Here is a 25123-nt window from a genome sequence, read left to right as displayed (position 1 = left end):
CCCCGTGAGCTACGCTATTCTCGACAATAACCGTTTTTACGCCGAAGGATTGCGCTATGCGCTGCTGCGCCGTGGCGTTCCGCGTCAGGTGCAGAGCGACACCGTAAGGTGGCAGCCGTCGCTGCTCGCCAGGCGCGTTTTGGTCATCCGCTGTCGTTTCTCGGTTGCGGCCACGCATCAGGCGCTGATTAACATCTTGCTCAGGCTGGAAGCCGCCCGCTGGCAGGGCAGCCTTTATCTGGTCTGTAACGAAAAAGGCTGGGCGCTGGCCACGCATTTGCGTAAACGCTTCGCCACGCTACCGATTTACATCATCGATGACCGGATCTCCGTTGCGGATGCGGCATATTTGCTGGCTAAAGAGCCTCGCCGCGTCCGCAGTCTTGACTGCTGCCTGACCGGGATTGAATTCAACGTGCTTGATCTGATGCTTACCGGGCTGCCCGTGCGCCATATAGCCATCGTGACCCACATGTCGGAAAAACAGGTTTCAACGCACAAATGCAATGCCCTGAAAAAACTCAACGCCAACAACCTGCTGCAGCTGCTCCTGTAGGTCGCGGTTTATCCCCCCGGCCCTTTTTTGCTACACTGGGGCCGATATTTTTCACACGACAGAAGATTATGTTCATTTTTGCAGGCCAGGAAATTGAGACCGATAGCGAAGGCTATCTGAAAGATACGACGCTCTGGAGCGAACCGCTGGCGGAGAAAATTGCGGAAAACGAAGGCATCACCCTCTCCCCTGAACATTGGGAAGTGGTGCGCTTCGTGCGCGAATTCTATCTTGAATTCAATACCTCTCCCGCCATCCGCATGCTGGTCAAGGCGATGGCGAATAAGTTCGGCGAAGAGAAAGGCAACAGCCGCTATCTGTATCGCCTCTTCCCGAAAGGCCCGGCAAAACAGGCGACCAAAATCGCCGGACTGCCTAAGCCGGTGAAGTGCATTTAATAGCGAATACCGAAGTTTACGTATTCCTTGCCGGGTTGATGAGGTTCCGTTAAGACCTTGTCAACCCGCGCGCTACGCGGCCCGCCCGCCTTCAGCCACGCCACCAGCTTGTCAACCTGCTCCGCTTCACCACACGCCAGCACCTCAACGCTGCCGTCATCCATGTTACGCGCGTATCCCGTCAGGCCAAGCTGAACGGCTTCACGCTGCGTGCTGTAACGAAATCCCACGCCCTGTACGACGCCGTGAACCCAGGCAATGGTGCAGACTTTTGACATCTTCCTTCTCCTTATCCGTCTGGCGCGTTGCAATTCCCCACCGAACTCGGGAAAATGGCGGCCATTTCATTGGAATCGACAGAATAGCAAATTATGAGTGTACGTTTAGTGTTAGCCAAAGGGCGCGAGAAGTCACTGTTGCGCCGCCATCCCTGGGTGTTCTCCGGCGCCGTTGCCCGTATGGAAGGCAAAGCCAGCCTCGGTGAAACCATTGATATCGTTGACCATCAGGGGAAATGGTTAGCGCGCGGCGCATACTCGCCAGCGTCTCAGATCCGCGCCCGCGTCTGGACCTTCGATAAAGACGAAACCATCGACATCGATTTCTTCGTTCGCCGCCTGCAGCAGGCCCGCCAGTGGCGTGACTGGCTGGCAAAGCGTGACGGGCTGGACAGCTACCGCCTGATCGCCGGTGAGTCAGACGGTATGCCTGGCGTGACGATTGACCGCTTCGGCAACTTCCTGGTGCTGCAACTCCTGAGCGCCGGGGCAGAATATCAGCGCGCCGCGCTGATTAGCGCCCTTCAGTCCGTTTTCCCGGAATGCGCCATTTACGACCGCAGCGACGTGGCGGTACGTAAAAAAGAGGGGCTGGAGCTGACGCAGGGGCCGGTCACCGGCGAACTGCCGCCTGCCCTGCTGCCTATCGAAGAGCACGGCATGAAGCTGCTGGTCGACATTCAGGGCGGCCATAAAACCGGTTATTACCTCGATCAGCGCGACAGCCGTCTGGCAACCCGTCAGTACGTTGCCGACAAGCGCGTGCTGAACTGCTTCTCCTACACCGGCGGTTTTGCGGTGTCTGCCCTGATGGGCGGCTGCGCTCAGGTTGTCAGCGTGGACACCTCCCAGGAAGCGCTGGACGTGGCGAAACAGAACGTCGAGCTGAACAGGCTGGATCTGAGCAAAGCGGAGTTCGTGCGCGATGACGTGTTCAAGCTGCTGCGCAAATACCGCGACCAGGGTGAGAAATTCGACGTTATCGTCATGGACCCGCCAAAGTTCGTGGAAAACAAAAGCCAGCTGATGGGCGCCTGCCGCGGCTATAAGGACATCAACATGCTGGCGATCCAGCTGCTGAACCCGGGCGGCGTGCTGCTGACCTTCTCCTGCTCCGGCCTCATGACGACCGATTTATTCCAAAAAATCATCGCCGATGCCGCAATAGATGCCGGTCGTGATGTACAATTTATAGAGCAGTTCCGTCAGGCCGCCGACCACCCGGTGATCGCTACCTACCCGGAAGGGCTGTATCTGAAAGGGTTTGCCTGTCGCGTCATGTAACTTGAAATGAGAAATATTGCCCGCACATAAGGTGTATGTAATGTTTCCCGGGAGGTGACTATGATTGCCAGCAAATTCGGTATCGGCCAGCAGGTCCGCCACACCTTGCTTGGGTATTTGGGTGTGGTCGTGGATATCGACCCGGAGTATTCCCTTGATGAACCGTCAGCAGACGAGCTGGCGGTTGACGCAGAGCTTCGCGCCGCGCCCTGGTATCATGTGGTAATGGAAGGTGACGACGGTCAGCCCGTCCATACCTATCTTGCCGAAGCGCAGCTGAGTAGTGAACTGCAGGATGAACATCCGGAGCAACCCACGATGGATGAACTTGCTCAGACTATCCGCAAACAGCTACAGGCGCCTCGCCTGCGGAACTAAGCGTGAAAAAAAAGCCCGACGACCGGGCTTTTTTTATTTCGCCAGCCCCAGTCGGGGGATATCAATCGCCGGACAGCGATCCATCACCACGTTCAACCCCGCGTCGCGCGCCAGCACGGCGGCCTGCTCGTTAATAACGCCCAGCTGCATCCACAGCGTTTTTGCCCCAATGGCGATGGCTTCCTGCGCCACTTCCCATGCGGCCTCAGAATTTCGGAACACATCCACCATATCCACTTTTTCCGGCACGTCATTCAGCGTGGCGTATCCCTGCTGGCCCAGCAGCGTTTTGCCCGCCACCTTGGGTGAAACAGGGATAACGTGGTAGCCCTGATCGAGAAGGTACTTCATTACCCTGTAGCTTGGGCGATCCGGCTTATCGCTCGCCCCCACCAGCGCAATGGTGCGCGTGGACGTCAAAATCTCGGCAATATCGTTCTCTTTCATGGTCTTCCTCCTGGCTTTTTTAAAAGTGTACGCCAAAGCGCGCATCTCAACCATTCATCCCATACGGATGTATGAGGGCAAAACGGCAAAATATGTCTATATGTTAGTAAACATGATTTTCGAAAAATTTAGATACATTATTGCGAAGAAGGTTTTCCTGACAGGAGCACCCTATGAAAGCCGGCCTTGCCTCTGCTGTGATTGCGTTAGTGATGCCGATTTGCGTCTTTGCCACGACGCTTCGACTGTCGACCGATATCGATCTGCTGGTGCTGGACGGAAAAAAAGTCTCCAGTTCGTTACTGCGCGGCGCGGACAGCATCGAGCTGGACAACGGGCCGCATCAGGTCGTGTTTCGCATCGAAAAACCCATCCGCCTGGCTAACCATGAGCAGCGGATGTATATTTCCCCGCCGCTGATCCTCAGCTTTAACACCCAGCGCATCAGCAAGGTCAATTTTAACCTGCCGCGCCTGGAAACGGACAAAGAGGCCGTCGCGTTTGACGCCGCTCCTCGCATTGAATTGCTGGACGGCGATTCAATGCCGATCCCGGTGAAACTGGATATTCTGGCGATAACCCAATCACCGAAAGGAACAAATTACGAAGCCGATACGGAAAACTATAACAAGGCGAATAAGCGCGCCTCGCTGCCGCAATTTGCCACCATGATGGCGGACGACAGCACGCTGTTATCCGGCGTATCCGAGCTGGATGTTATACCGCCTCAGTCACAAACGTTAACCGAGCAGCGCCTGAAATTCTGGTTCCAGCAGGCCGATCCTGATACGCGAGCCCGTTTTTTACAGTGGGTAAAGCAACAACCTTCGTCGTAAGCCACATTTTTTTCTCCTTTCTCTTGCAGCATCAGGCAGTTCCCGTCATCGTGTGATGGGTTAATCTTACGGACACGCTTATGGAACTGACAACACGCACCCTCCCGGAACGCAAACACATTGCGCTGGTCGCGCACGATCACTGTAAACAGATGCTGCTGAACTGGGTTCGCCGCCATCAGTCGCTGCTGGAAAAACATAACCTCTCAGCGACCGGCACAACCGGCAACCTGATCCACCGCGAAACGGGCCTGGAGGTTAACGCCATGCTGAGCGGCCCGATGGGTGGCGACCAGCAGGTAGGCGCGAAAATTTCGGAAGGGAAGATTGATGTACTGATTTTCTTCTGGGACCCGCTGAATGCAGTTCCGCACGATCCGGATGTGAAAGCGCTGCTGCGTCTTGCTACGGTCTGGAACATTCCGGTGGCGACGAACCTGTCGACGGCGGATTTCATCATTGAATCACCGCAGTTTAACTCCCCGGTTGAGATCCTTATTCCGGATTATCAGCGTTATCTTTCCGAGAGACTGAATTAGCTTTTTGCCGGGTGGCGGCTTCGCCTTACCCGGCCTACAAAATCTTGCCTGACATCCTTATGGTTTACGCGCTACCGGCACATCAATACTCTTCAGGATATCGACAAACACGGATGGCTCCTCTTTATTGAACAGCAGCCAGACGCGATGGCGCGCGCGGGTCATCGCCACGTACAGCAGGCGTCGCTCTTCCGCATCCGGGAAATCCTCGGGCGCCGGCAACAGCGCCTGCTCCATTATTGATTCGCGCGCCGGAGCCGGGAAACCGTCGCTCCCCTCCTTGAGTCCCAGCACAATGACGTAATGCGCCTGCTGGCCTTTGCTGGCGTGGATGGTCATAAAATCAAGCTGCAGCTTCGGCCAACGGGTGGCGGCCTTTTCCAGCGCGGCCGGTTTGAGATGATGATAGCGCGCCAGCACCAGAATGCGTTCATCGGGCTTTGCGTAGCCGCTGAGCTTGTCCAGCAGCGGCTCGAGCTGATCTTCTGCCAGCAGGGTAACCGCCTTTTTATCCCCCGGCGTCAGGCTGTTGAGCGGCTTAGCCAGCTGATGCGGATTCTGCTGAATAAAGCGGTTGGCAATTTCGCCAATCCGGGAATTGAAACGGTAGGTGGTATCCAGATCGCTGCGATCGCCCTCACCAAAATAGTGATGAAACGCGGTGGTCAGGGAGAGCTGCGCCCCGCTAAACCGGTAGATGGCCTGCCAGTCGTCGCCCACGGCAAACAGCGACGTGTGCTTATTTTGCGCCCGTAGTGCCGAAAGCAGCGCGGCGCGCTGGGGGGAAATATCCTGGAATTCATCCACCAGAATGTGTTTCCACGGGCTGACGAAGCGGCCTTTTTCGAGAATGATTATGGCCTGATGGATCAGGCCAGAGAAATCGACGGCATTTTCATCCTTCAGGGCCGTTTTCCAGGCTTTCAGCATTGGGGCCATCAGCTTAATGCGCTTTGAAAACAGATCGCGGATCGCCTCCGGCGCGTTTTCGATCATTTCTGCCTGGGAACCCCCGTGCATACGCATCAGGCTGACCCAGCGGTCAAGGCGCGATCCCAGACGACGCGCCAGCTTCTCATCCTGCCAGAAGCTGCCCTCCGGTACCGCCCAGCCAAGCTCCTCCTCGAGCCACTGACGCCACCCTTTTGCCTGCGCCTTTTTTTCACTGCACTGCTGCTGCCACGTTTTAATGAACAGCGCCTGCCGCGCCTGGGTGTCGTTTTCCAGTTTGCTTATGGAAGGAACTTTCTTGCTGCCCTGCTGAATGATATGCAGCGCAAGGGAATGGAAGGTTCTGGCGGCAATATCCTGGGTGTGCAGGCGTTCCTGAATACGTTCGTCCATCTCCTGTGCCGCCTTGCGCCCAAAAGCCAGGAGCAAAATCTGGTCGGCAACGGCCTCGCCGGTGGTCAGTAACCAGCCCGCGCGCGCGACCAGCACCGACGTTTTGCCGCTTCCGGCACCCGCGAGCACCAGCAGCGACTGCTCGCCATTGACCACCGCGCGCGCCTGCGCAGGGTTGAGCGGCGATGATTCGACAGTGCTGAAGAAATCGGCATATTCGGTGAGCATGGCGTCGGTCCACGCCTGATTGTGCGCCAGACGGCTCTTATCGATGTCGGTCAGCCAGGCCTGACACCGCTGCCAGGCGTCACGACAATTATCAAACTCGTTGAGACGCGTTGCAGGTAATGGCAACGCCGTAAGCGCCTGGCGGATCTTGTGCTGCAGCCCGGCGGTCTGTTGACGGGTCAGCCATTTTTGTTGCGCATTGCTCTGCGCAATATCGTCCAGCACCTGCTGCAGTACCTGCGCGGCAATCACGCTCATATCATGGCTCCACTGCTGCCAGAGCGTATTCAGATGATGATGGAAGCGCTGCGTTTCCGCCCACTCGGTACCATGGAGGCGCACAACTTTATCGGCGGGTAACACAAACTCCAGCTCGCCCCACACCAGCCCGCGCTTGCAGTGAATGGCGAGAAGCTGGTTAAACGGAATGAGGTATTCGTGGCGTTCACCCGAGACCTTCACCCCCGCGTTCAGGAGGACGACCTTGTCGTAAGGGTGCTGCGCCAGGCGTTTGCCCATAGAAGTTGCTTTCAGTTCCATATCCAGCCGGATCCATGAAGAGATAATTTGTCTGATAGTTTAACTGCCAGTTTTAAGGTGCTCCAGCCTAAAAAAACGTTACAATCACCAAGCGTTAATCATATCGAAAGGAACTGAGGGTTTATGCGTACCGTTCTGAATATTTTGAATTTTGTCCTGGGCGGTTTTGCCACCACCCTTTCCTGGCTCTTTGCAACCCTGGTGAGCGTCGTACTTATTTTTACGCTTCCGCTGACCCGCTCCTGCTGGGAAATCACCAAACTCTCGCTTATCCCCTTTGGGAATGAGGCTGTCCACGTTGACGAGCTGGAGCCAGAGAGAAAAAATGCGCTGATGAATACGGGCGGCACCCTGCTGAACGTGCTGTGGCTGATTTTCTTTGGCTGGTGGCTGTGCCTGATGCATATTCTGGCCGGTATTGCGCAGTGCATCACCATTATTGGTATTCCGGTGGGGATCGCGAACTTCAAGATTGCCGCCATTGCGCTGTGGCCCGTCGGACGCAGGGTTGTTCCGGTTGAAGTGGCACAGGCGGCGCGAGAAGCGAACGCTCGCCGTCGTTTTCAGTAAATAAGGACTGGCCGCGCTTATGCTAAGCCCACTGCTACGCCGCTATACCTGGAACAGCTCCTGGCTTTATAACGTCAGAATTTTTATTGCACTATGCGGTACCGTCGCCCTGCCATGGTGGCTGAATGACGTGAAGCTCACCATACCGCTTACTCTGGGCGTGGTGGCGGGGGCGCTTGCGGATCTGGACGATCGTTTAGCGGGGCGACTTCGCAACCTTGTTATTACCCTCATCTGTTTCTTTATTGCTTCCGCTTCTGTCGAACTGCTTTTCCCCTGGCCCTGGCTGTTCGCGTTAGGCCTGACGCTTTCCACCAGCGGATTTATCCTGCTCGGTGGCCTTGGGCAGCGCTATGCCACCATCGCGTTTGGGGCCCTGCTGATAGCCATTTACACGATGCTGGGGGTTTCACTTTACGATCAGTGGTATCAGCAGCCCGTTCTGCTGCTGCTGGGCGCTATCTGGTATAACCTGCTGACGCTAACCGGCCATCTCATCTTTCCGGTGCGTCCCCTGCAGGATAATCTCGCACGCAGCTATGAGCAGCTAGCCCGCTACCTTGAACTCAAATCCAGGCTATTTGACCCGGATATCGAAGAGGAGAGTCAGGCGCCGCTTTACGATCTGGCCCTGGCAAACGGTCAGCTGGTCGCAACCCTAAACCAGACGAAGGCCTCGTTGCTCACCCGCCTTCGGGGCGATCGCGGCCAGCGCGGCACGCGAAGAACGCTGCATTATTACTTTGCCGCACAGGACATTCATGAACGTGCCAGCTCTTCGCATGTACAGTATGCCTCTCTGCGCGAAAAGTTTCGCTATAGCGACGTCATGTTCCGCTTCCAGCGCTTGCTGTCCATGCAGTCCCAGGCCTGCCAGCAGCTGGCGCGTTCGATACTGCTGCGCACCCCCTACCAGCACGATCCGCTTTTTGAACGCGCCTTTAGCCACCTCGATGCAGCGCTCGACCGCGTACAGGCCAGCGGAACGTCGCCGGAACAGATCAAAGCGCTGGGTTTTCTGCTCAATAACCTACGGGCGATAGACGCTCAGCTGGCTACCATTGAGTCAGAGCAGGCAATGGCACTTCCGCGTAATGATGCGGAAAATCAGCTTGCCGATGACAGCGTGCACAGCGCTAGCGATATGTGGTTACGCTTGAGCCGCAACTTTACGCCGGAATCGGCCCTCTTCCGCCACGCGGTAAGAATGTCCCTGGTGCTCTGCGTGGGGTACGCCTTTATCCAGATTACCGGGTTGCATCACGGCTACTGGATCTTGCTGACCAGCCTGTTTGTCTGCCAGCCAAACTATAACGCCACCCGACACCGCCTTGCGCTGCGTATTATCGGTACGCTGGTGGGGGTTGCGATCGGGCTACCGGTACTCTATTTCGTGCCGTCCATCGAAGGACAGCTTATCCTGATCGTGATTACCGGCGTGCTGTTCTTCGCCTTTCGCAACGTCCAGTATGCGCATGCAACGATGTTCATCACGCTTCTGGTTTTGCTCTGTTTTAATCTGCTAGGTGAGGGTTTTGAAGTCGCTCTTCCCCGAGTGATCGATACGCTGATCGGCTGCGCGATCGCATGGGCGGCGGTAAGCTTTATCTGGCCAGACTGGCGTTTTCGCAATCTACCGCGCGTGCTGGACCGGGCAATGAATGCCAACTGCAGATACCTTGATGCCATCCTGGAACAGTATCATCAGGGGCGCGATAACCGCCTGGCGTACCGCATTGCCCGCCGGGATGCCCATAACAGTGATGCTGAACTGGCGTCGGTTGTCTCTAACATGTCTACGGAACCTCGTGCTACAGCAGACATTCGAGAGACGGCCTTCCGCCTGCTCTGCCTGAATCATACGTTTACAAGCTATATCTCCACGCTTGGGGCACACCGGGAAAAACTCACCAACCCGGGCATTCTCGCCTTGTTGGATGACGCCGTCTGTTACGTCGATGATGCGCTTCATCATCTGCCAGCCGACGAGCCGCGCGTTCAGCATGCTCTTGATGAACTGGCACAACGCATTGCGCATCTTGATCCGGGTAACGACAGCAAAGCGCCACTGGTTCTTCAGCAGATTGGCCTGCTTATCGCTCTGCTGCCAGAAATTTGCCGACTGCAGCAGCAAATCGCTACCTGGAGGAGTGATTTTCCTGCAGATCGGGCAGCGCATTAAGCCACTCGGTTAGCTCCTGGCGAATCAGCGCCGGGAGCGCCGCCTCATGCAGCCCTTCTATTGCCCCCTCAAGCGCAAAGAGAATTTTCATACTTAGCGCTTTGTTTTTTGCCCGCATTTTCAGCCAGCTCTCTCTCGCACCCAGCTGCCGCAACGTCTCTTCGTTGGTGATCCCGGCCTCACAGAGCAAAACCTCCAGTTGAAACGTCAGGTTGGGCAGATCTTTGAGCCGATTGCGCTGATGCCGCTGATAGCGCTCTTTTCTTGCCGCATCGAGTGCAAATGACGAAAGCTGAAGCAGTCTTTGTCTGTCCTGCCAGAGGCCGTCATCGACGCGATAATAATTAAGCAGCACCGGGCGCCCCCGCTTCATGAGGGTCAGGAAAGAGGAAGCATGCTTTACACAGTATTTTGCGCTTTCTTCGCAGGCTCGCAGGTAGAGTTCGCCATCTGACACCATTGCGAAAACCGCATCATCCACGGCCAAGGTATAGCCGCCGAAAAGCGCACGATGGTGGATTTCACCCAACGGGGACAGGTATTCTTGCGACTTATAAATCCGTTCATAAGATATCTTTTTCATAATAATTCCTTTAAAAATCATACAATAACAGCAGAATTTCTTACTAGCGGATCCGTTAGCAGGAAAATAGGCAACTTATTGCCAATGAGCAAGATGATTTTTTCAGGGAAGCCAATAATGAACGAATTTTGCGAGTCGCTTTCCGAAAATGAAGTTGATCTTTGGGCATACAGGGGTTACTGTATATTCATACAGTAACTACAGGGCTGGAATGAATATGTACACTTCAGGCTATGCAAATCGCTCAACATCTTTCTCTACTACCGCTGACGGTGTTGCGCAGAAATCCGTCGGGCGCCTCTCGACAGGTCTTATCAGTGAAGTGGTTTATCGTGAAGACCAGCCTTTGTTAACCCAACTTCTGTTACTGCCGTTATTACAACAGCTTGGCCAGCAGTCACGCTGGCAGCTTTGGCTGACGCCGCAGCAAAAATTGAGCCGGGAATGGGTTCAGTCTGCGGGCCTGCCGCTAACAAAAGTTATGCAAATTAACCAACTCTCGCCGTGCGATACGGTTGAATCAATGATCCGCGCCTTGCGCACCGGAAATTACAGCGTCGTGATTGGATGGTTGTCTGAGGAGTTAACGGAAGAGGAACATTTTCGTCTGACTGAAGCAGCGGAAGAAGGACATGCGATCGGGTTCATCATGCGTCCGGTTCACCCAGATTCATATCGCAAAGGACAACGTTCTGGCCTAAAAATTCACTCAAATTTGTATCATTGAGCAAATTTAAGAGTTTTCCTGGAATTTTTTTTGACCACAGGAAGTGGAATTAGTTCCCGTCGCCAAAACTGCGGAAAGGCTTGTCTGGTGCGGTTCCTCTTAATTTTACTGCACAAATTCTGTTCGAAAAATGTTAAATAATAGGTATACGGAACTTTTTTTTTCATATGCCTGACGGAGTTCACACTTGTAAGTTTTCAGCTACGTTGTAGACTTTACATCGCCAGGGGTGCTCGGCCTAAGCCGAAGATATCGGTAGATTTATATTTGACCACGCCCCCCGGTGAAGGATTTAACCGTGATTTCTCGAAAGAGATCTTCATGGCAAATTTTGGATGATAACGAGGCGCAAAAAATGAAAAAGACAGCTATCGCGATTGCAGTGGCACTGGCTGGCTTCGCTACCGTAGCGCAGGCCGCTCCGAAAGATAATACCTGGTATGCAGGTGGTAAACTGGGCTGGTCTCAGTTCCATGACACCGGCTGGTACAACAGCGAACTGAACAACGATGGCCCTACTCATGAGAGCCAGCTTGGTGCAGGTGCGTTCGGTGGCTATCAGGTTAACCCGTATGTTGGCTTTGAAATGGGTTACGACTGGTTAGGTCGTATGCCATACAAAGGCAACAACACCAATGGCGCTTTCAAAGCTCAGGGTGTTCAGCTGACCGCTAAACTGGGTTACCCAGTAACTGACGATCTGGACGTGTACACCCGTCTGGGCGGCATGGTATGGCGTGCAGACTCTAGCAACAATGTTGCTGGCGACAACCACGACACCGGTGTTTCCCCAGTATTCGCTGGTGGCGTTGAGTGGGCTATGACCCGTGACATCGCTACCCGTCTGGAATACCAGTGGGTTAACAACATCGGCGACGGCAACACCGTTGGTGTTCGTCCAGACAACGGCATGCTGAGCGTAGGTGTTTCCTACCGCTTCGGCCAGCAGGAAGATGCAGCGCCAATCGTTGCTCCAGCGCCGGCTCCAGCTCCAGAAGTACAGACCAAGCACTTCACTCTGAAGTCTGACGTTCTGTTCAACTTCAACAAAGCTACCCTGAAACCAGAAGGTCAGCAGGCACTGGATCAGCTGTACACCCAGCTGAGCAACCTGGATCCTAAAGATGGTTCTGTAGTGGTTCTGGGCTTCACCGACCGTATCGGTTCTGACGCTTACAACCAGAAACTGTCTGAGAAACGTGCTCAGTCCGTTGTTGATTACCTGGTATCTAAAGGTATCCCAGCTAACAAGATCTCCCCACGCGGTATGGGCGAATCTAACCCAGTTACTGGCAACACCTGTGACAACGTGAAAGCTCGCGCTGCACTGATCGACTGCCTGGCTCCAGATCGTCGCGTAGAGATCGAAGTTAAAGGCATCAAAGACGTTGTAACTCAGCCAGCGGCATAAGTTATCGTCTTATAAAAAAACCCCGCTACGCGGGGTTTTTTATTGTCTGAAAAAGCGTAAAAGCTTATTTTTTACCCAGCAAAGCCTGAAGGTCATTCTTCAACGTCGACATCTGGCTGGCATATTTCTCTTTATGTTCGGCATCTTCTATCAGCTGTACGACCGTTTCCGACAGTGTTTTTCCACGCCGTTGCGCCAGACCGGCAAGGCGTTGCCAGACAATAAACTCCAGATCGATAGACTTTTTGCGGGTATGCTGATGCTCGGCATTAAAATGCCGTTTCCTGCGCGCGCGGATAGTTTGCTTCATCCGGTTAAGCAGTGCCGGATTAATGTGTTTCTCTATCCAGCTATTAACCTGTACCGGTTCATTTTCGAGCGTCAGCAAAATATCCACGGCGTCTTGCGCTGCGCTGGCTTCGATGTAGCAGGTGATCAGCTCCCCTTCACGGTGCTTTTTGACCAGGTACTTCCATTTCCAGCCGCTTTCGAGATTTTCCAGTTGTTGATATTTCATTGCGATCTCAGTGTTACCTCGTAACTCTGTTCAGAATATCAGTTTTTTGGCAATCTGCTGAAAAGAAATCATATCCTGTGAAACATCGCAGAGGATTCCCTCGCCAAATTCCCCAATCCTGTTGGGAAGAGACCCCGGCTTACGGTATACTCCACGGTTTTACATCTGACTAAAAAACATCAACTTTGACCATTACGAAACTTGCATGGCGTGACCTGGTTCCGGATACCGAGAGCTATCAGGAGCTGTTTACACAGCCAGACCTCACAAAAGAACACGAATTTATACTTAGCGATACACAACCGCGTCTGCATTACGCGCTGGAGCAGGTGTTAAGCCCGTGGGCAACATCCCCCTTCATGCTGCTCAAAGCCCCGGAAGAAGCCGAGTATTTGACGCTTCTGGGTGATGCCGTGCGCCAGCTACAGCCACAGGCGGATACCGTTTATGGCGGCCAGTATCGTATTTCCGGACATGATGTCACTTTTGAACCTGCGCAGAAGGCCGATGGGCGTTTTGCTGCTGCTGGCGAAGTGGTTACCGCTAGCTGGACAGAGGCAGAACAACTCTTTGGCTGTCTTCGCCAGTTTAACGGCGAGCTGTCCCTGACGCCGGGCTTAGTGCATCGCGCGAATGGCGGCGTGCTGATCATTTCCCTGCGAACCCTTCTTTCCCAGCCGCTGCTGTGGATGCGCCTGAAAACGATTGTGAGTCAGCAACGTTTTGACTGGGTTGGCTATGATGAGTCACGCCCTCTGCCGGTTTCTGTCCCGTCTATGCCGCTGTCGCTTACCGTCGTGCTGACGGGCGATCGCGAATCACTGGCTGATTTCCAGGAAATGGAGCCGGAGCTGGCAGAACAGGCGGTCTATAGCGAGTATGAAGACAACATTCAGATTGCCGACGCTGATGACATGGCACAGTGGTGTCAGTGGGTGATGGCCGTCGCTGAACGGTTTGCCCTTCCTACCCCTGCTGCAGATGCCTGGCCTGGTTTAATCCGTGAGGCGGTACGCTACACCGGCGACCAGGAGACTCTGCCGCTCTGCCCTCTCTGGATCGGTAAACAGCTGCGTGAAGTCGGCGTGGTCAGCGGTAACGGTAGCTTCACCGGTGAACAACTCGTTCAGATGCTGGCCCAGCGAGAGTGGCGCGAAGGCTATCTTGCCGACCGCATGCAGGATGAAATTCTGCTGGAACAAATCCTGGTCGAGACTGAAGGCGAACGCATTGGTCAAATCAACGCCCTGTCGGTGATTGAATTCCCTGGCCACCCGCGCGCGTTCGGAGAGCCATCCCGAATCAGCTGCGTTGTGCACATTGGTGACGGCGAATTTACTGACATTGAACGCAAAGCCGAGCTTGGCGGCAATATTCACGCCAAGGGCATGATGATCATGCAGGCATTTCTGATGTCCGAACTCCAGCTTGAGCAACAGATCCCCTTCTCCGCCTCGCTGACGTTTGAGCAGTCCTACAGCGAAGTGGATGGCGATAGCGCCTCTATGGCCGAGCTGTGCGCCCTCATTAGCGCCCTGGCAGAAGTGCCCGTCAACCAAAACATCGCAATCACCGGCTCGGTTGATCAGTTTGGTCGTGCTCAGCCCGTTGGGGGTCTGAACGAGAAAATCGAAGGATTCTTCTCTATCTGCCAGCAGCGTGGATTGAACGGCAAACAGGGTGTGATCATCCCGGCCCCCAACGTACGTCATTTAAGCCTCAGCCAGTCGCTCCTGGATGCCGTCGAACAGGAACAATTCTTCATCTGGGCCATCGAAGGTATTGAGGATGCACTACCCTTACTGACAAACCTTGTGTGGGACGGTGAGGGGCAAACGACCCTGATGCAGACTATCCAGGAACGTATTGCTCAGGCGACACAGCAGGATGCTCGTCATCGTTATCCATGGCCGTTGCGCTGGCTGAGTTGGTTTAGTCCGAACTGATCGGACTTGTTCAGCGTACACGTGTTAGCTATCCTGCGTCCTTCAATAAAATAAGGCTTACTGAGAACATGGTAGATAAACGCGAATCCTATACAAAAGAAGACCTTCTTGCCTCTGGTCGCGGTGAACTGTTTGGCGCAAACGGCCCGCAGTTACCGGCCCCTAGCATGCTGATGATGGACCGTGTCGTAAAAATGACCGAAACCGGCGGCAACTTTGATAAGGGCTACGTAGAAGCGGAACTCGATATCAACCCGGACCTGTGGTTCTTCGGTTGCCACTTTATTGGCGATCCGGTAATGCCTGGCTGTCTGGGCCTGGATGCCATGTGGCAGCTGGTTGGTTTCTATCTCGGCTGGCTGGGTGGCGAAGGCAAAGGCCGTGCGCTGGGCGTAGGCGAGGTCAAATTTACCGGTCAGGTTCTGCCTACCGCGAAGAAAGTCACCTACCGTATCCACTTCAAGCGCATCGTTAACCGTCGTCTGATTATGGGCCTGGCGGATGGAGAAGTGCTGGTTGACGGTCGTCTGATCTATACCGCTAACGATCTGAAAGTGGGCCTGTTCCAGGATACCTCTGCTTTCTAACCTCTGCTTTAAGCGGCGTCAGAAAGGCGAAACCTCCGCAGTGCGGAGGTTTCTTTTTAAAGAGACGCTATCAAGCAAGTACTGCCCTGTCTCCGATGGCTTCTCGCCAGCCCCCTAACCATTGCGACCTCTGATTCAGAGTCTGATAGGGACACATTTCTTTCGAACGTCCGGCGATGCCAGCCTGATAACCACGTTGATGAGCCCTTTCCAGGCGATCTCGTTTCTGTCTCTTCATGCCTCGTTTCCCTCATTCTTTTGTCTGGTGGAAAGAAAACAGTGATTGCAAAGTGTGCAAGCACAGATAACGAATACCCCGAATCTGTCTCAGCGTCAACGTTCAAAATTCATACGGGTGTCATATTTGTGAGCTAGCCAAAAGTTCATTTGTACAAAAAGTGTGACGTGGCACAAGTAACAGCCTGAACTCAAAACGAAAAAAAAGCCGCAATCAGCGAGTCGCTGAAGGCGGCTTTTTACCATGAATTTTACTTATGGAAGACGGGAAATCTCCCTGGCGATGCTGGTCGACTCTTGCGCCCAGCCTTGTGCCAGAACTTTCACCATTTCATCGTAACCATCTTTCTGCTGCTTCATTTCAAGATGGAAAGGACGCTTAATGAGCTGTCCCTGATGATTAAGCAGCCACTCGCCGCTGACCACGACCACGCCGTCGTAGCGGCCATGGAAGCCTGTCACGGTGACGTTAAGCGTGTCCTGATCGCTCCCCAGCGGTTGTGAAGCGACGACCCAGCCCGGAAGCTGGCTGCTCAGGTTAGCCACCAGCGTATTGCGCAGCTGCTGATCCAGCGGGCTGGCCCACAGGTTGTTGTTGGCAATTACGTACTGAACGTCGCTGGTTTGATACACCACGCCGTTTCCAGCGAGGTAATCGGGCACTGAAACCTGCTCAACCCATAACAGGCGGTTACCCTGCGACGCGCTGGTTTGCGTACCGGCCTGCACGGTCAACGGCAGCTGGTAGTAGCTTTTGTTTTCACTGCCCGAGCTACAGGCCGTTAATACCATCGCTCCGACAATCGCTAGCCATTTTTTCATTGTTTCGCCCTCTTCGGCTCAGGATCCTTTTTATCTTTCGCTTCAAACACCAGCGCGTTGCTCTTCTCGTTTAGCGTTTTCAGTACCGGCTGCAGCTCACGCAGGACCTGATCCAGGCGCTGCATATCTGCCACCATCTTGTTATACGCCGCCGAGCCAGGCTGGAAGCCCTGCATGCTGCGGTTGAGTTCACGCAATGTTTTCTGCATATCCTGCGGCAGCTGCTGCATGGACTGGCTTGCGGTGATCTTATTGACATTATCCAGCGTGGTTTGCAGACGGCGCATTGTCGCCTGGCTTTCGCTCAGCGAACGGGTCGCGGATTCAATCATTGGATTCAGCGGCAGGTTGTTAATCTTATCCAGCGTTTCCATCAGACGCTGCTGGATCTGCGCCAGACCGCTGCTGACCGTTGGAATAATCTGGTAGCCACCAAATTCACGGATACCGGTAATAGCCGGCGCTTTTGGATAGAAGTCCATATCCACATACAGCGCGCCTGTCACCAGGTTGCCGGTTTTCAGCGAGCCGCGCAAACCACGATTCATCAGATCGGAAATATGTTCGCCGATATCCTGATCTTTGCCAATCTGATTGATCAAACGTTCTGGCTCAATGCGGATCAGCACCGGAATACGGTAGTCGTCATCCAGCATCTGCTTAAGGCCAGGCACGAAGTAAGGGACCTGCCCTACGGTACCGAGACGGATGCCGCGGAATTCAACCGGTGCGCCCGGCTGCAGGCCACGGACGGAATCTTTGAAGAACATCAGATAGTCGATGTGATCGGTATAGAGCGCGTCCTGAATGCTTTTTTGATCGTCAAAAAGTCGGAACGCCGATTTCTCAGCCACCGGCTGACCCAAATCCTGCCCTTCAGGCACGTCGAAACTAACACCGCCGCCAAACAGGGTGGTCAGGGAGCCCATTTCCACACGCATGCCCGCAGAAGTCAGATCCACGGCGATCCCACTGTCTTTCCAGAAACGTACGTTGCTGGTCACCAGACGATCGTTTGGTGCGTTAATAAAGAGCTGGTAGCTGATGGTACGCTTTTGCGGATCGAACGTACTGGTTTCCACCGACCCCACGCGATAGCCACGGAACAGCACAGGATCGCCAGGTGAAAGCTGGCCCGCCTTTTTACTGTCGAGAATAACGCGGATACCTTTTGCATCAGGCGGCGCAAGCGGTGGAGAATCAAGGAGCTGATATTGTCCCGGCTGAACGCCTTTCGTACCCGGCTGAAGCTCAATGTAGGCACCGGACAGCAGGGTGCCTAAGCCACTGATCCCTTCGCGGCCAACCTGCGGTTTCACCACCCAGAATACGGAGTCACCGTGAAGGAGCTTTTCCATCCCGGCATTCAGACGCGCCTTGATTTCTACATGCGTCAGATCGTCGGTCAGGGTTGCGCTTTCCACTACACCCACATCCACGCTACGGCTTTTGATGGTGGTTTTGCCGCCTTCAATACCCTCAGCGTTGGTGGTGATCAGCGTGACTTCCGGTCCCTGATGGCTGTAATGGTAAAACAGGATCCATGCACCGATCAGCGCCGTCACAATGGGGAAAATCCACACCGGCGACCAGTTCCTGACCTTCTGAACTTTCGCCTCTCCACTCTTATTTTCCATGCTCTTACTCTTCCTCATGGCTTGACTCGGGCTCACGATCCCACGATAAACGAGGGTCGAAGGTCATGGCCGCAAACATGGTCATAATGACGACCAACGCAAACATTAGCGCTCCCATTGCGGGATAAATACTCATCAGCCCTCCCATGCGCACCAGCGCAGAGAGAACCGCAATCACAAACACGTCAATCATTGACCAGCGACCAACAAACTCAACAACCTCATAAATCAGGTGCATGCGTTCGCTGTCGCGTTTGCCATGCCCCTTGGCATCCCAACAGAGCCAGGCAATCGCAATCATCTTTAACGTCGGCACCATAATACTGGCGATAAAAATGACGCCCGCCACCGGATACGACCCTTCCCCCCACAGCAAAACCACCCCGGCAAGGATTGTCGAGGGCATTTTGTCGCCGAGCAAATCGGTGATCATAATTGGCAGGATGTTGGCGGGAAGGTAAAGCATGATCGACGTCACCAGCAGCGCCATGGTCCACTGCAGGCTATTTTTACGCCGTACATATCCTTTGGTTTCGCAACGCGGGCACACGTCCAGATCCGCAGGCAGCACGGCGGTGCAGCAGGAGCAGGAACGTAAACCCTGTCTGATCCCCGTAACACCCACCTTCACCCTTTGATTCAGCGTGGGCGCAGGCGCGATATCGTCCCATGCCCAGCGCCGGTCAACGCACTGGAAGGCGCGCAGCTGGAGTACGCAGTAGAGGCACCAGGGAATAAAGCTGCTGCCTATCCCCACGTCGCCGTAGGCCATCAGCTTGACGAAGCTGACCAGTATACCCGCCAGAAATATTTCGGCCATTCCCCAGCTTTTAAGCTGGAACAGAACGCGCGCGAGTTTAATTTTGAGGGAGGTGGGCATCCGGACACGGTTGACCAGCAGCAGGATCACCACCAGGCACAACGCCGGAACAATTTGTACGAACAGAAGGAAAAAGGTGCCAAGGCTGGCGTAATCTTCGGAGAACATTACGCCCGGGATCTCAAGCAAATCCACCTGGCTGGTCATCCCTCCCACCTTCATATAGATGAAGGGGAAGAGATTGGAGAGCAGCAGCATGAAGAGGGCTGCCAGCGCATAAGCGGTGGGACGTTGCCTTGGCGCATCCCACTCGGTTGTCAACGTTGCGCCGCAGCGCGGACAGGTTGCCTTATGTCCGTGACCAAGCTCTGGCAACGCCACGAGCATATCGCATTGCGAGCATAATATATGCCTGTCGGCATGGTGCTGGTCACACATATGTTATCCCTGTTTATGCGCCGTTTTTCAGAGACTCAAGGTACTCCCAGCGCTCAAATGCTTCTTCCAGGGCTTTTTCAGCCGCGGACAGTTCAGCCAATATTTTCTGAGTATAGTCGTGCGACTGCGTAAAGAATGAGGCATCAGCGACCTGAACCTGCAGCGCTTCAAGCGCCGCCTCCAGTTCTTCCAGACGCTGAGGCAGCCCTTCCAGTTCGCGCTGCAGGTTATAGCTCATTTTAGCAGGCGTTTTTTTGACAGTTTCTGCTTTTGCGGCAACAGGTTCCGGTGCAATTTTGGATTTAGCCTGTTTTTGCGCCAAAGACTGCGATTGCTGGCCTCGCGCATCGTGATAGCCGCCGACATATTGATCAATCCTGCCTTCACCTTCGAAAATCCAGCATTCGGTCACGGTGTTATCAACAAACTGACGATCGTGGCTCACCAGCATCACGGTGCCCTGGTATCCGTCGATCAGCTCTTCCAGCAGCTCCAGCGTTTCGACATCCAGGTCGTTGGTTGGTTCATCGAGAATCAACAGGTTACTTGGTTTCAGGAACAGACGCGCCAGCAGCAGACGGTTACGCTCTCCGCCCGAAAGCGCGCGCACCGGCGTCATGGCGCGCTTAGGATGGAACAGGAAGTCCTGCAGGTAGCCCAGAACGTGACGCGGCTTACCGTTAACCATCACCTCCTGCTTACCTTCAGCGAGGTTATCCATCACCGTTCTGTCCGGGTCCAGCTCGGCACGGTGCTGGTCGAAGTAGGCCACTTCCAGCTTTGTCCCGCAGTGAACGCGGCCACTGTCCGCCTGCAGCTGGCCCAGCATCAGCTTAAGCAGCGTGGTTTTACCGCAGCCGTTCGGGCCAATCAGGGCAATTTTGTCGCCACGCTGCACCTGAGCGGAGAAGTCTTTCACCAGCACTTTGCCGTCGACCTGGTAATTCACGTCTTCCATCTCAAACACAATTTTGCCCGAGCGGGACGCCTCTTCAACCTGCATCTTCGCGCTGCCCATCACTTCGCGGCGGGCGCTGCGTTCGTTACGCATTGCCTTCAGGGCGCGCACGCGGCCTTCGTTACGGGTACGACGCGCTTTGATGCCCTGACGGATCCAGACCTCTTCCTGTGCCAGCTTGCGGTCAAACTCCGCGTTTTGCAGCTCTTCCACGCGCAGGTTTTCTTCTTTTTCCAGCAGATAGGTATCGTAATCGCCGGGATAGGTCACCAGCTTGCCGCGATCGAGGTCAACAATGCGGGTCGCCATGTTGCGGATAAACGAACGGTCATGCGAGATGAAGATAATGGTGCCGTTAAAGGTCTTCAGGAACCCTTCCAGCCAGTCAATCGCTTCGATATCCAGGTGGTTGGTCGGTTCGTCCAGAAGCAGCACTTTCGGCCCGCTGACCAGCGCACGCCCCAGCGCGGCTTTACGCAGCCAGCCGCCGGAGAGCGACGCCAGCTCCGTATCCGCGTCCAGACCAAGCTGGTCCAGCACTTCGGTGATGCGGCTTTCGAGCTGCCACAGGCCGTGGTGATCCAGCAGCTCCTGCAGGCGCGCCATTTCATTAAGGTTTTTTTCGCTCGGATCGGTCATCACCAGATGTGAAATCTCGTGATAGCCCTTCAGGTATTCAGCCTGTTCAGAAATCCCTTCCGCGACGAAATCGTAAACCGTGCCCGCCACTTTACGCGGAGGGTCCTGCTGCAGGCGGGAGACGATCAGATCCTGCTCGTAAACGATACGACCGTCATCCAGACCCTGCTCGCGGTTGAGGATTTTCATCAGCGTGGATTTACCCGCGCCGTTACGGCCTACCAGACAGACGCGTTCGTTGTCTTCAATATGCAGTTCAGTATCATCGAGAAGTGGCGCATCGCTAAAAGAGAGCCACGCGCCGTGCATGCTAATTAATGACATTTATTTTTCCTTTCAGACCGCGGTAATCAACCAGCAGTTATGGATTTGACGGTTACGGGCGAAGTCCTGAGACAGCGTTTTTTGGCTGATTTCTTGTGCTTTCAGTCCCAGTTCAGCAAGACCGTCGTGATCCATGCGGAAGCCGCGTTTGTTATTCGAGAACATAATGGTGCCGCCTTTACGCAGCAGGCGCTTCAGGTCGGTCATCAGGCGCAGGTGATCGCGTTGAACGTCAAAGCTATCCTCCATGCGCTTGGAGTTGGAGAAGGTTGGCGGATCGATGAAGATCAGGTCGAACTGCTCGTCGGTATCGCGCAGCCAGCCCAGCACGTCGGCCTGCATCAGACGATGCTGGCGACCGGTCAGGCCGTTCAGGCGCAGGTTGCGCTCTGCCCACTCCAGGTAGGTGCGGGACATATCCACGGTAGTGGTGCTGCGCGCGCCGCCGAGACCGGCGTGAACGCTCGCGCTGCCGGTGTAGGAGAACAGGTTGAGGAAGTCTTTACCCTTACTCATCTGGCCCAGCATGCGGCGGGCGATACGGTGGTCCAGGAACAGGCCGGTATCCAGATAGTCGGTCAGGTTAACCCACAGGCGAGCGTTGTACTCGCCCACCTCAATAAAGTCGCCCTTCTCATTCATCTTCTGATACTGGTTTTTGCCCTTCTGGCGTTCACGGGTTTTCAGCACCAGCTTGTTCGGCGTGATGCCGAGCACGGCGATGGTGGCAGCAATCACATCCAGCATACGCTGACGCGCTTTTTGCGCATCGATGGTTTTCGGTGGGGCATATTCCTGAATCACAACCCAGTCGGCGTAGCGGTCAACCGCTACGTTGTACTCCGGCAGGTCGGCGTCATACAGGCGATAACACTCAATGCCTTCCTGCTTCGCCCACTTTTCATATTTCTTCAGGTTCTTGCGCAGGCGGTTGGCGTAATCTTCCGCCACGCCGGACGGCTTGCTGTCCGCCGCTTTTTCTGCAAGATGGTAGTTTTTCTGCACGCAGTCCAGCGGGCCGTTCTTCGCCTTAAACTGGCGATCGGCGCGCAGCTGCAGGCAGCTCAGCAGCTCCGGCGAGGCGCTAAACAGGGAGAGATTCCAGCCGCCGAAGTAGTCCTTCATATTGCGGCCCAGCAGGCTGTGCAGGGCAATCAGCGCAGGCTCGCTGTCCAGACGCTCGCCGTACGGCGGGTTGCTGATCACCGTGCCGTACGGGCCTTTTGGCAGCGGATTGGTCAGGTTCGCTACGTCTTTCACCTCGAAGGTGACCAGCTCCCCGATACCTGCGCGACGGGCGTTGCTGCGCGCGCGTTCAATCACGCGTGCATCGCTGTCCGAACCGTAGAAATGGGACGTGTACTCCGCCAGGCCTTTACGGGCGCGGGTCTGAGCCTCGTCTTTGACTTCTTTCCAGAGCGCTTCATCATGCTGCGCCCAGCCTTTAAAGCCCCAGTGGCCGCGGTGCAGCCCCGGCGCGCGGTCGGTTGCCAGCATCGCGGCTTCAATCAGCAGCGTACCGGAACCGCACATTGGGTCGAGCAGCGGGGTGCCCGGCTGCCAGCCTGAGCGCATGACGATGGCGGCGGCCAGGGTTTCTTTAATGGGCGCCATACCGGTACGATCGCGGTAGCCGCGAAGGTGCAGGCCCGCACCGCTCAGATCGAGAGAGATACTCGCCGTGTCGCCGTTCAGCCAGACGTTAATACGCAGATCCGGATTTTCGCGATCGACGTTCGGGCGTTCCTTATTTTTACGCGTGAAGCAGTCCACGATGGCATCTTTTACGCGCAGCGCGCCGTACTGGCTGTTGCGGATCTCATCGTTCACGCCGTTGAAGTGCACGGCAAAGGTCGCGTTCGGGGTGAAGATCTCTGTCCAGTCGATCATCTGTACGCCGGTATAGAGATCAAGATCGCTATAGACCTTACACTCTTTCATCGGCAGCATGATGCGCGACGCCAGACGGCTCCACATCAGGCTCTGGTAAATAAGCCGCGTGTCGCCCTCAAAATGGACACCACCCTGAACTACCTGGCACTCTTGCGCGCCCAGGCCTTCCAGTTCAGTTTTTAACAGCTCTTCCAGCCCACGGGCCGTACTGGCAAACAGAGAATTCATATCGTCACTTTTAACTCTTAGAAAATTGTCGCGCATTATAGCTAATATGGCGTGTATGTCATAAAGTTGAAGGCTTATTTTCATTTGTGGGAGTGTGCAGTGGCGACCTTATCCAGGCTTTTTATCCATCCGGTGAAATCAATGCGCGGTATTGGCGTTTCGCACGCGCTGGCCGACATGAGCGGATTTGCCTTCGATCGTATCTTTATGGTCACCGAGCCCGACGGTACGTTTATTACGGCCCGTCAGTTTCCACAGATGGTGCGCTTCACCCCTTCCCCGCTTCATGACGGTTTGCACCTTACCGCGCCGGACGGTTCCAGCGCGGTGATTCGCTTTGCTGATTTTGCGCCTGTCGATGCGCCAACGGAAGTCTGGGGCAATCATTTTACCGCGCGCATCGCCCCGGAGGATATTAACCGCTGGCTGAGCGGTTTCTTCTCCCGCGACGTACAGCTGCGCTGGGTTGGCCCCGAACTGACGCGTCGCGTGAAGCGTCATGACGCCGTGCCCCTCTCCTTTGCCGATGGCTTCCCGTTTCTGCTTACCAACGAAGCCTCGCTGCGCGATCTGCAAAACCGCTGTAAGGCCAGCGTCCAGATGGAGCAGTTTCGCCCAAACCTGGTCGTGACGGGCGTTGACGCCTGGGAAGAAGATACCTGGAAAGTGATCCGCATTGGCAGCGTCATTTTCGACGTCGTGAAGCCGTGCAGCCGCTGCATTTTCACCACGGTAAGCCCCGAGAAGGGACAAAAACATCCGTCTGGCGAACCTCTGAAAACCCTGCAGTCATTCCGCACCGCGCAGGACAATGGGGATGTGGATTTCGGTCAGAACCTCATTCCGCGCTCAAGCGGAGCGATCCGCGTCGGGGACGAGGTGGAAATACTCGCCCGCGGGCCCGCGCGCGTTTATGGCGCAGGTCAGGAAGAAGAGTCCGTAGACGTTGTGACTGAGGTCAGCTCGGCAGTGGACATTCACTGGCAGGGTCAGCTCATCCGAGGGAACAATCAGCAGGTTTTACTTGAGCAGCTGGAGCAGGCGGGGATCCGCGTGCCGTATTCCTGTCGTGCGGGTATCTGCGGTTGCTGTCGTATTACGCTGGTCGAAGGCGAAGTCAGCGCGCTGAAGAAATCAGCTATTGGCGAGGATGGTACAATCCTGTGCTGCAGCTGCGTTCCGAAAACCTCCGTGCAGCTGAAAGCTTAAACGGCCTGCTCCAGGCTGAATGCATCAACGCGAAGCTGCGGTTTCAGCCTGTCGTTCATGACCTTAATGGCATCACCAAGCTGCATCATGCGCCCGGCAATGGTCACGCCGGGCTGCGCCAGCAGACAGAGCGCCGCATTTTCGCCAGGCTCAACCACCAGCAAATTCACCTCTTCTGCGGTATCACTCAGGTTAACGCTGGCTGCATCACCCGTGACAGGCGACCAGCTGAGGCCGTGTGCCTGAAAGTGCCAGCTTTTTGGCATCTGCGGCTTCAGGAAACGGATCGCCACCAGCGCATTTAATACCAGCTCGGCGCGCTGCTCTTTGGAAAGCATCAGGTCGCGGCATTTTTCTTCAAAGGAGAAATAAAGGGCAGCGTCTTCAACGCAAAAACCCGAAGGCGAGAAGGCATCCGGGGTCAACATTCGGCGCGCAAAACGAGAACGGAACAACATGCCATTGGCTAAATCGAGCATCATTCGATCGTGCTCGTCGCAAAAATACCAGCGCCAGTTATCGTCAGGTTTAATTCGCATGTGTCTCTCCCGTCCCCCAAACACCCTG

At 55.0% G+C, this 25123-nt stretch carries 25 protein-coding genes; 13 read left to right on the top strand and 12 right to left on the bottom strand.

Annotated elements, in window-relative coordinates:
• Positions 1 to 4: 4 nt before the first annotated feature.
• Both VPX56_RS08325 and tusE read left to right on the top strand, forming a co-directional pair.
• Complete coding sequence (locus VPX56_RS08325) at positions 5 to 556, top strand: LuxR C-terminal-related transcriptional regulator (protein WP_263609188.1); 552 nt, start codon at positions 5 to 7, stop codon at positions 554 to 556.
• A gap of 68 nt (positions 557 to 624) precedes the next feature.
• Positions 625 to 954 (top strand): sulfurtransferase TusE, encoded by a 330-nt coding sequence (gene tusE, locus VPX56_RS08320; RefSeq protein ID WP_008499913.1) that lies wholly within the window; start codon positions 625 to 627, stop codon positions 952 to 954.
• On the opposite strand, the gene yccX is transcribed toward tusE, so the two are convergent.
• On the bottom strand, positions 951 to 1232 hold the full coding sequence (gene yccX, locus VPX56_RS08315; RefSeq protein ID WP_131635515.1) for an acylphosphatase: 282 nt from the start codon (positions 1230 to 1232) through the stop codon (positions 951 to 953). The genes tusE and yccX overlap by 4 nt on opposite strands.
• Before the next feature lie 93 nt (positions 1233 to 1325).
• Between yccX and rlmI the strand changes: the two genes are divergently transcribed.
• A complete protein-coding gene (rlmI, locus tag VPX56_RS08310) occupies positions 1326 to 2516 on the top strand; it encodes a 23S rRNA (cytosine(1962)-C(5))-methyltransferase RlmI (protein ID WP_131635516.1) in 1191 nt (396 codons plus the stop codon).
• A gap of 60 nt (positions 2517 to 2576) precedes the next feature.
• Positions 2577 to 2894, top strand: a complete 318-nt coding sequence (hspQ, locus tag VPX56_RS08305) for a heat shock protein HspQ (protein WP_010429359.1) — start codon at positions 2577 to 2579, stop codon at positions 2892 to 2894.
• Positions 2895 to 2927: 33 nt separating this feature from the next.
• Here hspQ and VPX56_RS08300 read toward each other — a convergent pair whose 3' ends face one another.
• Positions 2928 to 3341, bottom strand: a complete 414-nt coding sequence (locus tag VPX56_RS08300) for a CoA-binding protein (protein WP_263609187.1) — start codon at positions 3339 to 3341, stop codon at positions 2928 to 2930.
• Between the two features lie 173 nt (positions 3342 to 3514).
• Between VPX56_RS08300 and csgI the strand changes: the two genes are divergently transcribed.
• Both csgI and mgsA read left to right on the top strand, forming a co-directional pair.
• Positions 3515 to 4177, top strand: a complete 663-nt coding sequence (gene csgI / locus VPX56_RS08295; RefSeq protein WP_263609186.1) for a curli synthesis inhibitor — start codon at positions 3515 to 3517, stop codon at positions 4175 to 4177.
• Positions 4178 to 4257: 80 nt separating this feature from the next.
• Positions 4258 to 4716, top strand: coding sequence for a methylglyoxal synthase (gene mgsA, locus VPX56_RS08290; protein WP_326471045.1), 459 nt, complete (start codon positions 4258 to 4260; stop codon positions 4714 to 4716).
• A gap of 57 nt (positions 4717 to 4773) precedes the next feature.
• Here the strand turns inward: mgsA and helD are convergent, their stop codons facing one another.
• Complete coding sequence (gene helD / locus VPX56_RS08285; RefSeq protein WP_326471043.1) at positions 4774 to 6828, bottom strand: DNA helicase IV; 2055 nt, start codon at positions 6826 to 6828, stop codon at positions 4774 to 4776.
• A gap of 123 nt (positions 6829 to 6951) precedes the next feature.
• On the opposite strand from helD, the gene VPX56_RS08280 reads away from it, so the two are divergent.
• A complete protein-coding gene (locus VPX56_RS08280) occupies positions 6952 to 7398 on the top strand; it encodes a YccF domain-containing protein (protein WP_326471041.1) in 447 nt (148 codons plus the stop codon).
• 19 nt (positions 7399 to 7417) lie between these two features.
• Entirely contained in the window at positions 7418 to 9580 is a 2163-nt protein-coding gene (gene yccS, locus VPX56_RS08275) for a YccS family putative transporter (protein ID WP_326471039.1), read from the top strand.
• Here the strand turns inward: yccS and VPX56_RS08270 are convergent.
• Positions 9537 to 10163 (bottom strand): TfoX/Sxy family DNA transformation protein, encoded by a 627-nt coding sequence (locus VPX56_RS08270; RefSeq protein ID WP_131635523.1) that lies wholly within the window; start codon positions 10161 to 10163, stop codon positions 9537 to 9539. The genes yccS and VPX56_RS08270 overlap by 44 nt on opposite strands.
• A gap of 217 nt (positions 10164 to 10380) precedes the next feature.
• Between VPX56_RS08270 and sulA the strand changes: the two genes are divergently transcribed.
• Positions 10381 to 10890 (top strand): SOS-induced cell division inhibitor SulA, encoded by a 510-nt coding sequence (sulA, locus tag VPX56_RS08265; RefSeq protein WP_326471989.1) that lies wholly within the window; start codon positions 10381 to 10383, stop codon positions 10888 to 10890.
• A gap of 355 nt (positions 10891 to 11245) precedes the next feature.
• On the top strand, positions 11246 to 12301 hold the full coding sequence (gene ompA / locus VPX56_RS08260; RefSeq protein ID WP_131635524.1) for a porin OmpA: 1056 nt from the start codon (positions 11246 to 11248) through the stop codon (positions 12299 to 12301).
• Between the two features lie 64 nt (positions 12302 to 12365).
• Here the strand turns inward: ompA and matP are convergent, their stop codons facing one another.
• On the bottom strand, positions 12366 to 12818 hold the full coding sequence (matP, locus tag VPX56_RS08255; RefSeq protein ID WP_131635525.1) for a macrodomain Ter protein MatP: 453 nt from the start codon (positions 12816 to 12818) through the stop codon (positions 12366 to 12368).
• Between the two features lie 185 nt (positions 12819 to 13003).
• Between matP and VPX56_RS08250 the strand changes: the two genes are divergently transcribed.
• Positions 13004 to 14764: a Lon protease family protein gene (locus VPX56_RS08250; RefSeq protein WP_326471034.1), complete on the top strand. Its 1761-nt coding sequence runs from the start codon at positions 13004 to 13006 to the stop codon at positions 14762 to 14764.
• Positions 14765 to 14832: 68 nt separating this feature from the next.
• Positions 14833 to 15351: a bifunctional 3-hydroxydecanoyl-ACP dehydratase/trans-2-decenoyl-ACP isomerase gene (gene fabA / locus VPX56_RS08245; protein WP_131635527.1), complete on the top strand. Its 519-nt coding sequence runs from the start codon at positions 14833 to 14835 to the stop codon at positions 15349 to 15351.
• A gap of 70 nt (positions 15352 to 15421) precedes the next feature.
• Here fabA and rmf read toward each other — a convergent pair whose 3' ends face one another.
• From rmf to rlmKL, 6 genes are all read right to left on the bottom strand, one after another.
• Positions 15422 to 15589: a ribosome modulation factor gene (rmf, locus tag VPX56_RS08240; RefSeq protein WP_010429337.1), complete on the bottom strand. Its 168-nt coding sequence runs from the start codon at positions 15587 to 15589 to the stop codon at positions 15422 to 15424.
• Positions 15590 to 15843: 254 nt separating this feature from the next.
• A complete protein-coding gene (gene pqiC, locus VPX56_RS08235; RefSeq protein ID WP_131635528.1) occupies positions 15844 to 16410 on the bottom strand; it encodes a membrane integrity-associated transporter subunit PqiC in 567 nt (188 codons plus the stop codon).
• Positions 16407 to 18047, bottom strand: coding sequence for an intermembrane transport protein PqiB (gene pqiB, locus VPX56_RS08230; RefSeq protein ID WP_131635529.1), 1641 nt, complete (start codon positions 18045 to 18047; stop codon positions 16407 to 16409). The genes pqiC and pqiB overlap by 4 nt, the downstream gene beginning before the upstream one ends.
• Positions 18048 to 18051: 4 nt before the next feature.
• Positions 18052 to 19305 (bottom strand): membrane integrity-associated transporter subunit PqiA, encoded by a 1254-nt coding sequence (pqiA, locus tag VPX56_RS08225; protein ID WP_131635530.1) that lies wholly within the window; start codon positions 19303 to 19305, stop codon positions 18052 to 18054.
• 13 nt (positions 19306 to 19318) lie between these two features.
• A complete protein-coding gene (locus VPX56_RS08220) occupies positions 19319 to 21226 on the bottom strand; it encodes an ABC transporter ATP-binding protein (protein WP_326471026.1) in 1908 nt (635 codons plus the stop codon).
• A 12-nt stretch (positions 21227 to 21238) separates the two neighbouring features.
• On the bottom strand, positions 21239 to 23347 hold the full coding sequence (rlmKL, locus tag VPX56_RS08215) for a bifunctional 23S rRNA (guanine(2069)-N(7))-methyltransferase RlmK/23S rRNA (guanine(2445)-N(2))-methyltransferase RlmL (RefSeq protein WP_263609179.1): 2109 nt from the start codon (positions 23345 to 23347) through the stop codon (positions 21239 to 21241).
• A 99-nt stretch (positions 23348 to 23446) separates the two neighbouring features.
• Here rlmKL and VPX56_RS08210 point away from each other — a divergent pair, with 99 nt between their 5' ends.
• On the top strand, positions 23447 to 24556 hold the full coding sequence (locus tag VPX56_RS08210) for a YcbX family protein (RefSeq protein WP_326471024.1): 1110 nt from the start codon (positions 23447 to 23449) through the stop codon (positions 24554 to 24556).
• Here the strand turns inward: VPX56_RS08210 and zapC are convergent.
• Positions 24553 to 25095, bottom strand: a complete 543-nt coding sequence (gene zapC, locus VPX56_RS08205) for a cell division protein ZapC (RefSeq protein WP_263609177.1) — start codon at positions 25093 to 25095, stop codon at positions 24553 to 24555. The genes VPX56_RS08210 and zapC overlap by 4 nt on opposite strands.
• Positions 25096 to 25123 lie beyond the last annotated feature (28 nt).

The organism is Enterobacter wuhouensis, assembly GCF_035835995.1.
Classification (GTDB): Bacteria; Pseudomonadota; Gammaproteobacteria; order Enterobacterales; family Enterobacteriaceae; genus Enterobacter; species Enterobacter wuhouensis.
Note: the sequence above shows the minus strand (reverse complement) of the source record. Positions and strands in the feature narration are given on the sequence as shown.